Source organism: Armatimonadota bacterium (genome assembly GCA_016125185.1).
Lineage (GTDB): Bacteria > Armatimonadota > Fimbriimonadia > Fimbriimonadales > Fimbriimonadaceae > Fimbriimonas.
Genome location: WGMG01000006.1, coordinates 232,431 through 246,244 on the forward strand (window position 1 = coordinate 232,431; position 13,814 = coordinate 246,244).

At 57.1% G+C, this 13,814-nt stretch carries 17 protein-coding genes; 6 read left to right on the forward strand and 11 right to left on the reverse strand.

Annotated features, from left to right (window positions below; translation table 11 throughout):
* Nucleotides 1-139: 139 nt before the first annotated feature.
* The 6 genes from GC165_08790 to GC165_08815 form a co-directional block, all read right to left on the reverse strand.
* Nucleotides 140-433, reverse strand: a complete 294-nt coding sequence (locus GC165_08790) for a hypothetical protein (protein ID MBI1332963.1) — start codon at nucleotides 431-433, stop codon at nucleotides 140-142.
* A gap of 196 nt (nucleotides 434-629) precedes the next feature.
* Entirely contained in the window at nucleotides 630-917 is a 288-nt protein-coding gene (locus GC165_08795) for a hypothetical protein (GenBank protein ID MBI1332964.1), read from the reverse strand.
* Nucleotides 918-924: 7 nt separating this feature from the next.
* Nucleotides 925-1,194 (reverse strand): hypothetical protein, encoded by a 270-nt coding sequence (locus GC165_08800; GenBank protein MBI1332965.1) that lies wholly within the window; start codon nucleotides 1,192-1,194, stop codon nucleotides 925-927.
* Complete coding sequence (locus GC165_08805) at nucleotides 1,166-1,870, reverse strand: hypothetical protein (GenBank protein MBI1332966.1); 705 nt, start codon at nucleotides 1,868-1,870, stop codon at nucleotides 1,166-1,168. The genes GC165_08800 and GC165_08805 overlap by 29 nt, the downstream gene beginning before the upstream one ends.
* Nucleotides 1,867-3,390: a radical SAM protein gene (locus GC165_08810; GenBank protein ID MBI1332967.1), complete on the reverse strand. Its 1,524-nt coding sequence runs from the start codon at nucleotides 3,388-3,390 to the stop codon at nucleotides 1,867-1,869. Before GC165_08810 ends, GC165_08805 begins: the two co-directional genes overlap by 4 nt.
* An 84-nt stretch (nucleotides 3,391-3,474) precedes the next feature.
* Nucleotides 3,475-4,332 carry a hypothetical protein gene (locus tag GC165_08815; GenBank protein ID MBI1332968.1) on the reverse strand — a complete coding sequence of 286 codons (858 nt, stop codon included), beginning with the start codon at nucleotides 4,330-4,332 and terminating at the stop codon, nucleotides 3,475-3,477.
* A 230-nt stretch (nucleotides 4,333-4,562) separates the two neighbouring features.
* On the opposite strand from GC165_08815, the gene GC165_08820 reads away from it, so the two are divergent.
* The 3 genes from GC165_08820 to GC165_08830 are packed head-to-tail and all read left to right on the forward strand — an operon-like array spanning nucleotide 4,563 to nucleotide 7,669.
* On the forward strand, nucleotides 4,563-6,470 hold the full coding sequence (locus GC165_08820) for a flotillin family protein (GenBank protein ID MBI1332969.1): 1,908 nt from the start codon (nucleotides 4,563-4,565) through the stop codon (nucleotides 6,468-6,470).
* Entirely contained in the window at nucleotides 6,451-7,089 is a 639-nt protein-coding gene (locus tag GC165_08825) for a GNAT family N-acetyltransferase (GenBank protein MBI1332970.1), read from the forward strand. Before GC165_08820 ends, GC165_08825 begins: the two co-directional genes overlap by 20 nt.
* A gap of 1 nt (nucleotide 7,090) precedes the next feature.
* Nucleotides 7,091-7,669: a GNAT family N-acetyltransferase gene (locus tag GC165_08830; protein ID MBI1332971.1), complete on the forward strand. Its 579-nt coding sequence runs from the start codon at nucleotides 7,091-7,093 to the stop codon at nucleotides 7,667-7,669.
* Nucleotides 7,670-7,708: 39 nt separating this feature from the next.
* Here the strand turns inward: GC165_08830 and GC165_08835 are convergent, their stop codons facing one another.
* A complete protein-coding gene (locus GC165_08835; GenBank protein MBI1332972.1) occupies nucleotides 7,709-8,191 on the reverse strand; it encodes a DUF255 domain-containing protein in 483 nt (160 codons plus the stop codon).
* Nucleotides 8,192-8,261: 70 nt separating this feature from the next.
* Between GC165_08835 and GC165_08840 the strand changes: the two genes are divergently transcribed.
* Nucleotides 8,262-9,158, forward strand: a complete 897-nt coding sequence (locus tag GC165_08840) for a TIM barrel protein (GenBank protein ID MBI1332973.1) — start codon at nucleotides 8,262-8,264, stop codon at nucleotides 9,156-9,158.
* Nucleotides 9,159-9,163: 5 nt separating this feature from the next.
* Here the strand turns inward: GC165_08840 and GC165_08845 are convergent, their stop codons facing one another.
* The 4 genes from GC165_08845 to GC165_08860 form a co-directional block, all read right to left on the reverse strand.
* Nucleotides 9,164-9,520, reverse strand: coding sequence for a hypothetical protein (locus GC165_08845; protein ID MBI1332974.1), 357 nt, complete (start codon nucleotides 9,518-9,520; stop codon nucleotides 9,164-9,166).
* A 33-nt stretch (nucleotides 9,521-9,553) separates the two neighbouring features.
* Nucleotides 9,554-10,891, reverse strand: coding sequence for a family 16 glycosylhydrolase (locus tag GC165_08850; GenBank protein MBI1332975.1), 1,338 nt, complete (start codon nucleotides 10,889-10,891; stop codon nucleotides 9,554-9,556).
* A gap of 95 nt (nucleotides 10,892-10,986) precedes the next feature.
* On the reverse strand, nucleotides 10,987-11,187 hold the full coding sequence (locus GC165_08855; protein ID MBI1332976.1) for a hypothetical protein: 201 nt from the start codon (nucleotides 11,185-11,187) through the stop codon (nucleotides 10,987-10,989).
* Nucleotides 11,188-11,349: 162 nt separating this feature from the next.
* Complete coding sequence (locus GC165_08860) at nucleotides 11,350-12,636, reverse strand: NADP-dependent isocitrate dehydrogenase (GenBank protein MBI1332977.1); 1,287 nt, start codon at nucleotides 12,634-12,636, stop codon at nucleotides 11,350-11,352.
* Nucleotides 12,637-12,729: 93 nt separating this feature from the next.
* Here GC165_08860 and GC165_08865 point away from each other — a divergent pair, with 93 nt between their 5' ends.
* Both GC165_08865 and GC165_08870 read left to right on the forward strand, forming a co-directional pair.
* Entirely contained in the window at nucleotides 12,730-13,185 is a 456-nt protein-coding gene (locus tag GC165_08865; protein MBI1332978.1) for a hypothetical protein, read from the forward strand.
* Entirely contained in the window at nucleotides 13,182-13,727 is a 546-nt protein-coding gene (locus GC165_08870) for a DUF3267 domain-containing protein (GenBank protein ID MBI1332979.1), read from the forward strand. Before GC165_08865 ends, GC165_08870 begins: the two co-directional genes overlap by 4 nt.
* Nucleotides 13,728-13,814 lie beyond the last annotated feature (87 nt).

Consider the following 13,814-nt stretch of genomic DNA (forward strand, 5'->3'; position numbering starts at 1 on the left):
ACCCAGCCCGATACCAACGGCTTAGTGCGAGGGACGGGTTTCTTTCGTCGAGTGCGACAATGCGGGCAGTAATCACGGCCTATCAGGATTGGGTGCTCGCAGGTTGGACACGGCTCCATGAGTTGATCGACACCTTCCTTCACTTTTTCTGCCTTGGCATAAAAGCCAGAATGAGGAACACAACGAGGCCAACGGCGGGCAACGTTAGGTAAATCCATCCGTTCGGATTAGTGATGGCGATCGGGCAAGCACCGCAGCATTCCAGAGGACACATCAGCAAAGCGAGAAGAATCCAGAGGAACTGGAAGTTTGATTTGGGCTTCGCATCGGGCGGTTTTGCCGCCCACCCACAGCTCGCACAGTAGTCGTTCCCAGACGGGATCTCTTTGCCGCAGTTCGGGCAAGGAACGGTGTTCGGCTTGTGCTGACTCATCCCCACACCTTCATTAAGAATATGATCAGAATCGCTCCGAGAGCAATGGAGAAGATCATCGCTAGGGCGGTCGGAGCCACGGCGTCATTGGGCAATTTAGAACCACAAGCCGGATAGCATCTGGCTCCTTTTGAGATGATATCTCGGCAGTCGGGGCACCTCATGATCTCGACCAATGGCGGTGCCTTTGGTTGGATCATTTAGGCTTTCTCTTCCAAAACGCTAAACCAACTAGGAGCACAAACAGGATCCCAGTCACCGACCAAATTCGCCAGGGTTTCCCGAAAAGGAACAGTCCCAACAAAAAGCCAATCGCGAGGATAAAGAGGCTAAGAATGCCCAAAATCGCTTGTCGGATTTTGAATGCCTGTTCACGTTTGCGTTCCTCAGAAGCCCAGCCGCAATATGGGCAGTAGTCGTTCCCGGCGGGAATATCTTGGCCACAGTTCGGGCAAGGAACGGTATTCGGCTTTTGCTGGCTCATGATTGTTCTACGGTTTTGCCTGAGTCGGAGCCGGTGGCTGTCCGTTCGACGTCATGGCGTTGTTAATGTAGAGGAATGCAAAGCACCCTCCACAGCAAATGAATGGCAAAACGAGGAGGACGATCAGCACGATCGCCCAAATCGGCATTCTTCGCGAGCCCTTCGCGCTGTTGTAGCCAGGTGCTCCGGCACCACAGCGGGAGCAGTATCCGCCTCCATTGGGAAGCTGGGCTCCGCAGTTGGGGCAGTTATGAGTGATTGGTGGCTCGTTGTTCATGGCTGGCCTCCTTTGCATAAAGATATACACCCAGGGCAAGAATGGCTAGGCATCCTTTTTGGGCGAGCGACAAGCCGACGTGCGGCTCGACAGGTTGACGAAAGAATTCGATAATGAATCGACCAAGCGACCACAGCACCAAATAAATGGGGAAGATCGGTGCACGGTCGCGCAGTTTCCAGACTACGGCGAAGATCGCTAGGGCCGCTACAGCCATGTAGATCTGGGTCGGATGCCGAAGCGCTCCGTGCTGGTAGATCGCCCACGGCAAATCGCACTCTTTCCCAAAGCAACAACCATTGAAGTAGCATCCGATGCGGCCGAAGAATTCTCCCGCCGGGAGCGCGAGAGCCCACAGCGGCCCGGTCGAGGTGCGAATCCCCATCCGGCGTTTGGCGACCTCGACCGCCAGCCAGCCGCCAACGACTCCGCCCAGGATTGTGCGTCCGCCCGAGGTCGGATCGAACGTGCCAACCAGGTTGGCCCCTTCGACCAAACGTTCGATGAGCCTGGCAATCAGAACGCCTCCAATGGCCCCAAAAAGAAGGATTCGGGTCATCCCTTCGGTAGCGAGATTTCGGCGTCGGGCTTCGAGCCAATACACGATGACACCGACCACGAACCCGAGACCCGTAAACGCCGGTCCAACAAGGCTTTGCGGGTCGAGAAGATTCATAGGACTCTCAGCGTCGACACCCGATCGGGGAAGTCTTGGGCGTCGGCAAAGAGCCACCGCCAGCAGAACGAATACCGACGCGGATCCTCCTCGAAGGTGCCCACGTGGACGCAACACTGGCGAATCCGCGCTTCATGGAACGTGTGCGCATCCATGAACATTTTGACCGTCACGCGGAACGTTCGCATCGCCATCCGTTCAAGGAGTCTATCTTCGCCGCCGAAGGCTTTCCAAATTCCACCCATCAGGTCGGTCAGGCCGGGCACGCAATCGCACATCCGAAACAGGTCGCTAGCTACCTGAAGCGACGATGCCCGTTGCTGTTCGCTGAGCAGACGCTGAAGCGTGCCGTCCTGAATCATGAGGCGAAGCGAGTCTCGCACGTTCTCGAAGGAGATGGAATTGCTTGCCAAGTGAACCCATTTCTTCAGCTCGTCTCGACCAACGAGCGACACCAGGGAGTTCCATTCGCCCTTCTCGTTCTGCACAAAGTAGGCGATGTCGCAACAGTCCTTGTGCGAGCAGGGAAGCGGAATGAAGTCGGTCGCCCGATCCAGAGCTCGGAGCACACCGGTCGGCGTCGTCCGCTTCATCGGGTCGATGCCGCTGTTCCGCCCCGAACCGAACACAGGCTGGATTGCCAACCCGGAGCAGTAGGGCGTATTCAGACCAAGCTCCAGCAAGGCTTGCATTTCGCTCTCATTAACGCCTCGTTTGACCGTCGCTACCAGAGTCGTAAAGATTCGTTCTTGGTTCAAGAGTTCGAGGGTCTTTCGCTTTTCGTCGGCAAGCGCCTCGCCGCGGAGGTCCAGATAGACCCGATCGGAGAGCCCGTCGAACTGGAGATACACCTCGACGCGGTCGCGATGCGATGCCAGGAAGCGAAGAAACGCCTTGTCTTTCAGGATTCGCCGTCCGTTGGTGTTAACCAGAATTCGGGTGATCTTGCGTTCTAGAAGCTCTTCGACTAAGGTTTCGAAATCGCGTCGTAGGGTTGGCTCGCCGCCACTGAGCATCACCACGCTCAGCTTTCCACCTTCCCGCTCGATAACCGTATCGACGGTATGAAGAAGCTCGCTGAGGGTCGGTTTTTCCTCGGCTAACGCGGGTGTTCCAGGCTCCAGTGCGGTGGCGTAACAAGTAGGGCACTTGTAGTTGCAATGCTCGGTTAGGTTCAAAAGCAGGATGCACGAATGCTGTCCGTGCCCGGCGGGCAACCCGTCTCGATAACCGGCAGGGAATCCCCGAAAGTTGTCGGCCCGGTCTGGAACCACCGACAGCGTCGGTGTCTGCCACCCGGCGCGCGACCGCCAGAGGTTGGCGTCTTCCTCGTACAGGCTCTCCGTTTCACCATGTTCTCGGCAGAACCGCCGCATCCAAATAGAACCCGAATGCGAAACGAGCATGGCGTCGACGAACACGTCGGGATCATCCGAGCGGACGCCGCCACGAGCGAGGCAATGCGGGCACACAGATCGCGTGTATTCCTCGATTGTGTAAGGGCGGGAAGCGACGGCCATCTGTAAGCATGTTAACCCGGACGAAGGCGAGCGAAATCCAAAGAGAGCAAGAACACGGTCTCAATTTTCTTGGACCGCATTGGGTTAGTGCGGTAAATGCTCATCGTATTCCACGACTTTATCGCCTCGAAAATCCACCTCGCAGAAGTATGGCCAGTCCCAGTTATTTTCCTTTAGGATTTCTGCCAATGGCTTCTTCTCAATCGGCCATCCGTACACCCAGGCCACATCGAGATGGGTCATTCCTGGCACCGGATGCCAAAGATTCTTCTTCAGCCACTTTTGCGCCGATGCCGGAGGAGGCGTCAGCGAGAAAACCTGCTCTAGCTTCCATTCTCCAACGTAGACGGCAAAAGGCGGACCGTAGTGCGATGCGACGGATTGCGATGAAAAACTTAGCTGTCTGAGTTTGTCGGAATCCTGAAAAACAACGAGGATGGGAAAGTCTGCCCCGTAGTTCTTGGCTTCACGGAACCCAGAGTCCACAAGGTTGCCGTGTTGGGAATGATGCTCGCCGACCTCAATGTCTTGCTTGGCGAGTTGGTAAATGCCCGTGATCACGATCGGCTGGCCAGCAAAGAGAGTTAGATCGCGAGAATTCGACTGACCCAGTCCCTCCGAAAGCAGAGTCTGCCTTCCATAGGCCCAAACCGTCTTGCCCGCATAACGTTGCCAAAGGGCTCGCTGGTGAGCATCGTTGATCACTGGAATCAGTCCGTCGCGTCGGTAGATGTTGGTCGATGTGGTGTGAACTGCTAGCTTTCCATCGAGCAAAAAGTCGGTTCGGCTCTCTGGGTTTTGCTGGACAAACGTCAGTTCGTGAAACATGACTTTCAGTCGATCCACAACCTGGCCGCTGTCGTCGACAAACCAGGTCGAACTGGGCATGGCAATAAAGGTTTGCGCAGTCGTGCTCGAAAGGGCCACAAAGATTGCCAGCATATGGTGAGAAACAGTTCGGACCAACGATCAGTGCCAAATCTGCTAGATGTTGGCGACCAGCTAGCTCCAACCCTGGCGATTCTCGCAACCCCGGCGATATTCCATAAGTACTTATTATCGTGGATGCAAGAAGCAGACACACCCTCAATGCAATGGTGCATGAAGTGGAGTCCAAGGGCTTCTTGCACTGAAGCATGTTTTACCTACAACTGAATAATCCGTCGGATCAGATGATCCGATTTTGGTGGGTGCTCATTCCCATCCTCTGCGTCGTGTTCTTCAAACCGATCCTCCGCCTCTTCCTGGGAATGGTTATCGTTCCCGAAAACCGAATCGGTTTGGTCACGAAGAAATTCGTCATCTTCGGCGCACACCGCCAGTTGCCGGACGGACGCATTCTTGCGACTCATGGCGAAGCTGGAATCCAGGCCGAAACCCTAGCCCCTGGCCTTTACTGGACCATGTGGCCGTGGCAATACGCCGTCACCATGGCGCCGTTTACGGTCGTGCCGGAAGGCAAGGTCGGCCTCGTGCTGTCCAACGACGGTTTCGAACTCCCGGCGGGCAACATCTTGGCCCGCAAGGTCGAGTGCGACAACTTCCAGGACGCCGTGGCGTTCTTGCATAACCAAGGTCAAAAGGGCCGACAGACGCACGTGCTGACCTCCGGTACTTACCGAATCAACACGCTGGCGTTTGCCATCAGCCTGACTGACATCACGATCATCCATGAGAACATGGTGGGCATTGTCACCGCGCTCGACGGCAAGCCGATCAAGCAGGGACAGATCGCGGGTGAGACGGTGGAAGGTCATAACAACTTCCAGAACGTCGACCGATTCCTGGAGAATGGCGGCAACCGAGGTCTGCAACCGCAGGTCATCCTGGCCGGTAGCTACTTCATCAATCCGTGGGCGATCCAGATCGAGGAGACCCCGATGACGGAGGTGCCGATCGGCCATGTGGGCGTCGTCATTTCGTTCATCGGCGAGGACGGCAAGGACCTGACCGGCGAGTCGTTCAAGCACGGCAACATCGTGTCGATGGGCTACCGAGGCGTCTGGATGGAGCCGTTGGGACCGGGTAAATACCCGATCAACAAGTACACCATGAAGGTGGAGCTGGTGCCGACGACCAACCTGGTGCTGAACTGGGCCAACGCCCGGTCCGAAGCGCACGCGCTGGATAAGAACCTCTGCACAATCACGGTTCGTAGTAAGGACGGATTCCCGTTCAACCTCGACGTGTCGCAGATCATTCACATTCCGGCGACCGAGGCTCCGAAGGTCATCGCCCGTTTTGGCAGTATGACGAACCTGGTTTCGCAGGTGCTGGAGCCGACGATCGGCAACTACTTCCGCAATAGCGCGCAGGATAGCGACGTCATCAGCTTCCTCAGCACCCGAAAGGAGCGCCAGGCTTCGGCCAAGGAGCATATCAAGGAAGTGCTGGACGAGTACAACGTGAACGCGGTTGATACGCTGATCGGCGACATCGTTCCGCCCGAAGCGCTGATGAAGACGCTGACGGATCGAAAGATCGCCGAAGAGGCTGAGAAGACGTACGAAACCCAGCGCATGGCGCAGGAGAAGCGACAAACCCTCGAAAAGGAAACCGCGATTGCCGACATGCAGGGCGAGATCGTCAAGGCTCAGCAGAGCGTTGAAATCGCCCAGCGAACCGCCGATGCGACGGTCAAGAAGGCCGAAGGTGACGCCGCAAGCCTGAAACTGCAAGTGAACGCCGAAGCCGAAGCGACCAAGATGCGCGCTAGCGCCGAGGCGGAAGCCACCAAGGCCAAGGGTGCGGCTCAGGCCGAATTCACCAAGCTGAACGCGGTCGCCGACGCCGAGCGCATCGCCAAGACCGGTGTGGCCGAGGCCGAGAAGATCATGGCGATCGGTAAGTCGCAGGCGGAATCCTACGAACTCCAGGTCAAGGCCATGGGTGAAGAGAACTTCACCCGGTTCAAGATCACCGAGGAGATCGCCAAGGGCAACATCAAGATCATTCCGGACCTGATCGTGAGCGGAAATGGAAGCTCGAGTGACGGAAGCCTGAGTGGCCTGATGGGACTCCAGCTCTTGCAGATGCTGAAGGAGAAAGAAGCCGTTGGCGGTGGCAACAAGGCCAAGTAGCGGCACGATTCCCGGCTCAGAAATGGGCCGGGAACCGGTCTCCCTGCTATCATGGATTATGGGACCGATCCTCAAAACCGAAAGGCTGGTGTTGCGACCGTTGTGTCGCGACGACGGGCCGCGAATCCAGGCGGTTTTTCCCAACATTGAGGTCACCCGCTATCTCGCCGCCGCCGTCCCTTGGCCCTATCCCGAGACCGGCGCGGAAGACTTTTTGAATTTCGTTCTGCCCGAGGTGGAAGCAGGCAAACGGTTCCTCTGGGCCATCACCGAAAAGGACGGAAACGGCGAGCTGATCGGCCTCATCGACCTCGCGCTCGAAGGGCCGTTCCATCGCGGTTTTTGGCTGATTCCCGAACACCATCGCAAGGGATACATGACCGAGGCCGTGGCCGCCGTCAACGACTTTGCGTTCGAAGTTGTGGGCCTGCCAAAGCTACGCCTCAGCAACGCCGAACCCAACATCGGATCGAGCAAACTGAAATCGAACTCGGGGGCCGAAAGGGTGGAAGTCATCGAGGACGTCGCGTTCGTGGGCGGACGGTTCCGGGAGGAAGTGTGGGAACTCACGGCTGACCAGTGGCGTCGAAATCGCATCCGATTCTTGAACCGAAACTGACATGAGCCAGATACCGACCCTCGAAACCGAACGACTGATTCTGCGCCCTTTGCGTCGCGAGGATGCCCCGCGCATCCAAGAGCTGTTCCCGGATTTCGAGGTCGTTCGATACCTGTATTCGTTTGTTCCGTGGCCGTATCCCGACAACGGAGCCAATGAATTCCTCGATATGTGCCTGCCGCAGATCGAAAGGGGTGAGCGGATCATCTGGGCGATGACGCTTCGCGAGGCGGCCGACGACCTGCTGATCGGCGTGGTTTACATGAATCCCGGTGGGCCGCACCATCGGTCCTTTTGGCTTGCGCCACGATACCACCGACTCGGGCTGATGACGGAAGCGGTCGCCGCCTTCAACGACTACTTCTTCGATGTCCTGGGCAACCCGGTGATCCGAAGCGGTAACGCCGTTCCCAACCTCGGTTCTCGGCGGATCAAGGAGAAGACCGGGGCGAAGTTAGTTGATGTAAAGCCCGACGCATCGTTCGTCGAAGGGGTTTTTGACGAGGAGATTTGGGAGTTAACGGCTGAGGATTGGCGGGCGAATCGGACGCGATTTGTGGCCAAAAGAGAAGGGGCTTGACCATCGTCAAGCCTCTTCAAACCGAATCCTGAAGCCTATTTAGATCGCCCAGGTCTTGAGGAACCTCATGACCTTCGCCGGATCGTGATGGTCGCCGTTTTCGAGCAGTCCCGTGTTCTGCGAGTGCAGAAGTTTGCCGTTCTTCTCCAGCACAAAGATGTGCGGGTATCCGGGAATCTTCGGGTATTGCGAAAGCAGTTCCTTGTTCTCGTTTTCCTTGCTGAAGTTCACCTTCACTACGATGTAGTGCTCTTTCAACTCGCTGGCGATGTCCTGATTCGACTTGAAAAGGTTATCCAGCAGGTGGCACCACGGGCACCAGTTTCCGCCCACGTCCAGCAGGATTCGCTTGTTCTGCTTCATCGCCAGCTTGACGGCATCGGAGATGTCCTTGGCGCTGTTGCGGCTCGGATCGAAAATCTTCTCCGACATGTCGATCGGCTTGGCTTCGGTTTGGGCGAGGGCGCTCGCACCGGCCATCGTCATGGCCGCGAGGATGAAAACAAGGGAGAAACGCTTCATGATCCTATGTTACTATTCGAACGCGCCGGAGGTCTGCCGCGGTTTCGGAATTCTCGGCTAAACTAGCCGAATGTCCGCCCACGACCCTTCGAAGCTGAATCGTCGCGACTTCCTTGTCGGAACGATGGCCGCCGGTGCCACCCTTGCCGCTGGACGCGTAGCCGCCCTCGAGCCCGACAAGCCGTGGTTCCAAATTTCCTTGGCCGAATGGTCCCTTCACCGATCCATCTCCGGCGGGCAGATGACCAATCTCGATTTTCCGAAGGTCGCGCGCCGAACCTACGGCATCGATGCCGTCGAGTACGTGAACCAGTTTTGGAAGGACAAAGCCACCGACGACAAATACCTCGCCGAGTTGAAAAGCATCTGTGAGGGCGAGGGGGTCAAGAGCGTCCTCATCATGTGCGACGGCGAGGGCTCGATGGGCGACCCGGACGCCGCCGCCCGGTACAAAACCGTCGAAAACCATTACCGCTGGCTTTGGGCCGCGAAGTACCTGGGTTGCCATAGTATCCGCGTGAACGCCTACTCGAAGGGCACGCCCGAGGAGCAAGCAAAGCTCTGTGCCGATGGCCTCGCCCAGCTTGGACAATACGCGGCGACGCTGAAGTTGGGTGTCATCGTCGAGAATCACGGCGGCATCAGCAGTCATGGCGATTGGCTTGCGGGCGTGATGCGAAAGGTGGGAATGAAGAACGTCGGCACCTTGCCTGACCTCGGCAATTTCTACGAGTACGACCGCTACCAAGGGGTCACCGACATGATGCCGTTCGCAAAAGGCGTGAGCGCGAAGTCACACGACTTCGATGCGCAAGGGAACGAGACCGGAATCGACTACAAACGAATGCTGGACATCATCAAAAAGGCTGGATATCGCGGTCGGCTTGGCATCGAATACGAAGGAGACCGCATGAGCGAGCCGGACGGGATTCGCGCCACCAAAGCTTTGCTGGAACGCCTTCGTTAGGCGTCCTACTGGACGGTAATGTCGATGGTCTTGAGGTGCGTGTGTTCGGCGTCTTCGACGAAGCCCGCTTCCACATGGTAGGTGCCGGGCGTCGAGGGAGCGGTGTAGTAAGCGCGGTTCGGATAGAGCGGATTGACGTTGAGATAGCCTCCGTCGGCGCCTTCGACCAGCCGGAAGCTGTACGAATCGACATGATAGCCTTGCGAGACAACCTGAATTTCAAACGATCCTCCGGTTGCGACCGCCGCGAATTCGGGCCGAACCGAAAAGTCGGCCTTGAGGTTAACGCCAGGCACGGCGACGCCTCCGCACGCCAGCGCAGTTGTGGCCAAGCCAACCCAGCAAAGGCTCCGAACCGTCATATCCTTCCAACAGTGTAGACGCAAAACGGCGGTCTAACGGAAGAAGCGGATCGAAAGGAGGTTGCCAATTGAGCCGGTGGCCCCGTTCTTGTCCATGCGGACCTTCAGCGTGTGCTTGCCTGCATAGAGCCGTGCGTCGCCAAGCGAGATCGTCTTCCAAGTCGTCCATCCGCCGGTTTTGGACACCACCACCGAGTCGCCGATCGGTTGACCGTCGACTTCCAAGTGGAACTCGCCGCCGTCGCCCTCGCTGGCTACCGTCGCTTCGATCTTGAAGGTCCCGCCCTGTTCGACGTTGAGGTCGTAGGCCAGCCACTCGCCCGCCTTGGTCCAACCGACATTGTCCTTTGGCGTGGTCCCCGAAGCGCCAATATCGACTCCTTCGCGTGGGCGATAAGCTCCGCCCTGATTCTCGGGATCGGCGTCATGGTAGCCCTTGCCTTCGCCACCAAGATTGAAGTCGATGGCGTTGATGGTCCCGGGAATCTTGAAGGGTCCTGGCCATTCGTATTTGGGTCCGTGCGCCTTTCGATAGTCGTCACGCTGGCGAATGCCCGCCTCGTCAACCTTCAGGTTTTCGTCCTTGTAGGCCCGAATGTAGTCGATCACGAATCGCTGAGGAAACTTGGTGCTGGCGTCGGGATAACCTGGCCATCCGCCGCCAACTGCGAGGTTAAGAATGATGAAGAAGGGGTGGTCATAGGCCCAGTCATTGACGCCAATGTCGTTGGGCGTCACCTTGGCAAATTGCTTTCCGTCGAACGTGAAACGAATCTCCTCCGGCTCCCATTCCATGCCGTACACGTGGAAATCTTGGTCGAGGGGGAGCTTGGTGTCGAGCGAGTTGGAGACTCCGCCGCCACCCGAGTAACCCGGGCCGTGGATAGTGCCGTGGGTCAGGCTCGTCTGGTGGCCCAGGTATTCCATGATGTCGATTTCGCCGCATCGCGGCCACCCGACCGACCCGGAATTGTCTCCGAGCATCCAAAAGGCGGGCCACATGCCCTTGCCGACCGGCATCTTCATCCTCGCCTCGAACTTGCCGTACTTTTGGGTGAAGGATGCGTTCGTCTTTAGCCTTGCCGAACTGTAGTCGCGCTGGATGCCGTCGTCACCTTTGGTCGGCTCCTTGCGGGCTTCGATCACCAAGTTGCCGTCGCCGTCGAGGAAGGCATTCTTGTTGCCGTCCGTGTAGCTTTGCCATTCGCCGTTGCCGTATCCGCCGCCCCCGAGATCACGCGACCAGACTTTTGGGTCGGGTGCCTGCCCTTTTGGACCATCGAATTCTTGGTCGAAGGTCAGCGTCCACTTGGGCGCGATTTTGGCTTCGAGGTGGGGCAGAAAGGCGGAGAGCAAGAGGGAAGTCAACATCGGCTTTCACCGAACTTGCGAAACGTTTCGCAAGTTCAAAATCTATCTTATCTCATCCGATGTTCGAGTTTGCGAAACGTTTCGCACATTGGGGGCTACATGCCCCATTTTCGATGCGGGCGATCGAGGTCTAAACGGTTGTTCGGGCTGTCGCTCTTCGGTGCATCCGGATACTTCACTCGGATGCGCTGCCGATCGATCATGTCGGAAAGATATGCTTCGACCGACATTTGCTCCTTTTGAGACTGCTCCAGCAGGAAGCGAAAGTCTTCTTCGATGAGTTCAATCGATGGCATGATTCATTGTAGCGTTTGGCAACTCTTTTCACGTTTAGCCGAGAAGGGACTCCCTTGCAATTCATGGACTCCATTGCGACTATACGTGCCACCCCAAAACTAAAGAATCCCCAGTGTAAATATCTGGGGATTCTTTGTCAACTGCCGACTGCTAACTGCAGACTACATATGCGAAATGATCGCATCGCCGAATTCGGAGCATTTCAGCTTCGTTGCGCCTTCCATCAATCGGTGGAAGTCGTACGTGACCGTCTTCGCCCCGATGGCGCCTTCGACGCCCTTGACGATCAGGTCGGCAACTTCGGTCCAGCCGAGGTAGCGGAACATCATTTCGCCGCTCAGGATGACTGACGATGGGTTCACTACGTCCTGGTTCGCGTACTTCGGTGCGGTTCCGTGGGTAGCTTCGAAGATCGCGTGACCGCTGATGTAGTTGATATTCGCGCCTGGAGCGATGCCAATTCCACCGACCTGGGCCGCAAGCGCGTCCGACAGGTAGTCGCCATTCAGGTTCAGGGTCGCGATGACGTCAAAGTCGGTCGGGCGAGTCAGAACCTGCTGGAGAGCGATGTCGGCAATGGCATCCTTGATGACAATTCCCGCACCCGGCTTACCCTCTGGAATCTGGCACCAGGGGCCGCCGTCGATCTCGACCGCGCCGAACAGGTCTTTCGCGAGTTGGTAGCCCCAATCACGGAACGCGCCTTCGGTGAACTTCATAATGTTGCCCTTGTGGACTAGCGTCACGCTCTTTCGATTGTTGTCGATGGCAAACTGGATAGCGCTGTAGATCAGGCGCTGAGAGCCCTGCTTGGAAACCGGCTTGATGCCGACGCCGACGAGAACATCGGAATCCGGTCCATCATGAACGGCCTTCTTCCAAGCTTTCGTCTTCTCTTCGGTGCCAAATCGAATCTTGCCGAAAGCCTTGGGGAACGTGTGTTCGATGAACTGAAGTATCTTTGCTGAATCGTCGGACCCGGCAGGGAATTCGATGCCGGCGTAGATGTCCTCGGTGTTCTCGCGGAAGATGACCATGTCCACATCCTGCGGCTTCTTGACCGGGCTTGGAACTCCGGTAAACCAGCGAACCGGGCGAAGGCAGACGTAGAGGTCGAGAATCTGTCGAAGGGCAACGTTGAGCGAGGTGATACCTCCGCCGACCGGAGTCGTGAGCGGACCCTTGATACCGATCAGGTATTTCTTGAAATCTTCGAGCGTCTCGTCCGGGAGCCAACTGCCGGTGGCGTTGAATGCCTTCTCGCCGGCCAGGACTTCTTTCCATTCGACCTTCTTGGACCCGCCGTACGCTTTTGCGACGGCCGCATCGAAAACTCGGACGCTGGCGGCCCAGATATCGGGGCCGGTACCATCGCCTTCAATAAAAGGAATGATCGGATCGTTAGGGACGTTCAGACCGTTATCGGTCATCGTAATCGCGGTTGCCATTAGGCGACATTTTACCGAGATTTGACGCTGAGACGCCGATTGGTACCCTTGCGAGTGGCAATTTAACGTTACTTGCGTCTACAGTATTCCGAAGTGAACGTTCCGCCCGTTATTCCGCCTTCGGCAACGGCGCCACCATCGACACCTCCTCTTGTTCCATTAGAAAAGATTCCGTATCCGCCTTACGTGCTCGTCTTGGCCGCGCTAACGGCTATTGCGTTTGTCATTGGGCTGGTCCGTTTACCCGGCTCGATCAAGTCGGGTATCGACCTCGAAATGGCTTCGCACTACCTCGAAATCAACCAGCCGAAGCGCGCGGCCGAACTCCTGAAGCCGCTTGTGATGCGGTACCCGGAAGCGAAAGACGCTCGCGTCAACCTTGCGAAAGCTTACATTCTTAGCGGCCAGCTCAAGGAAGGGGTGATGGAGTTGAACTACTTCGAAGGTCAGCAGGTCGACGAAGACTTCGGTCACAAGCTCGACGAGGTTGCGGGGCTTCTCGATGAAAAGATAAAGGCGCTCCCAGAAGAAAAAGGAGCGACGAATTGATCATTCCAGGCTTTTTGATTTCTTGGCTCACTTTTCCGGGCGTGATCGTCCACGAACTCGCCCACGCCATTTTCTGCCGACTTTACGGCGTAGCCATCTACGAGGTCAAGTTCTTCCGCTTTGCGGTTGGGTTGCGTCAGCCCGTCGGTTATGTTATCCATGAGGGAGCGAAGAAGGCCAGCCAGAACCTGATGATCAGCATCGGGCCGTTCTTTGTAAACACGATCATCGGCGGCATCATTGGGGCTCCGGCCGCCATTCCCGTCTTCAAACTTGGTAGTTTTGACCCGCTCGATCTTCTGCTGATCTGGCTCGGCGTCTCGATTGCGATGCACGCCTTTCCCAGCACCGGCGATGCGGCGTCGATCCGCAAGGCTCTGAAGCACCCAGATACTCCGACTGCGACGAAGATTTGGGCGACGCCGATCGTTGGGCTGATCTACCTAGGCGCGCTAGGTTCGATGTTTTGGCTCGACGTGCTTTATGGAGTTGCGGTGGTGGGTCTCATCCCGCTCGGAATCGTCTATCTGTTCTCGCACTAGATGCCGTCGTAGGCGTGCTTGCGACGCCACGGGCGGCCGTCGACGAGGAGTCCCAGGACAGTTGGGGCCGGTTTGTTACACAAGAGT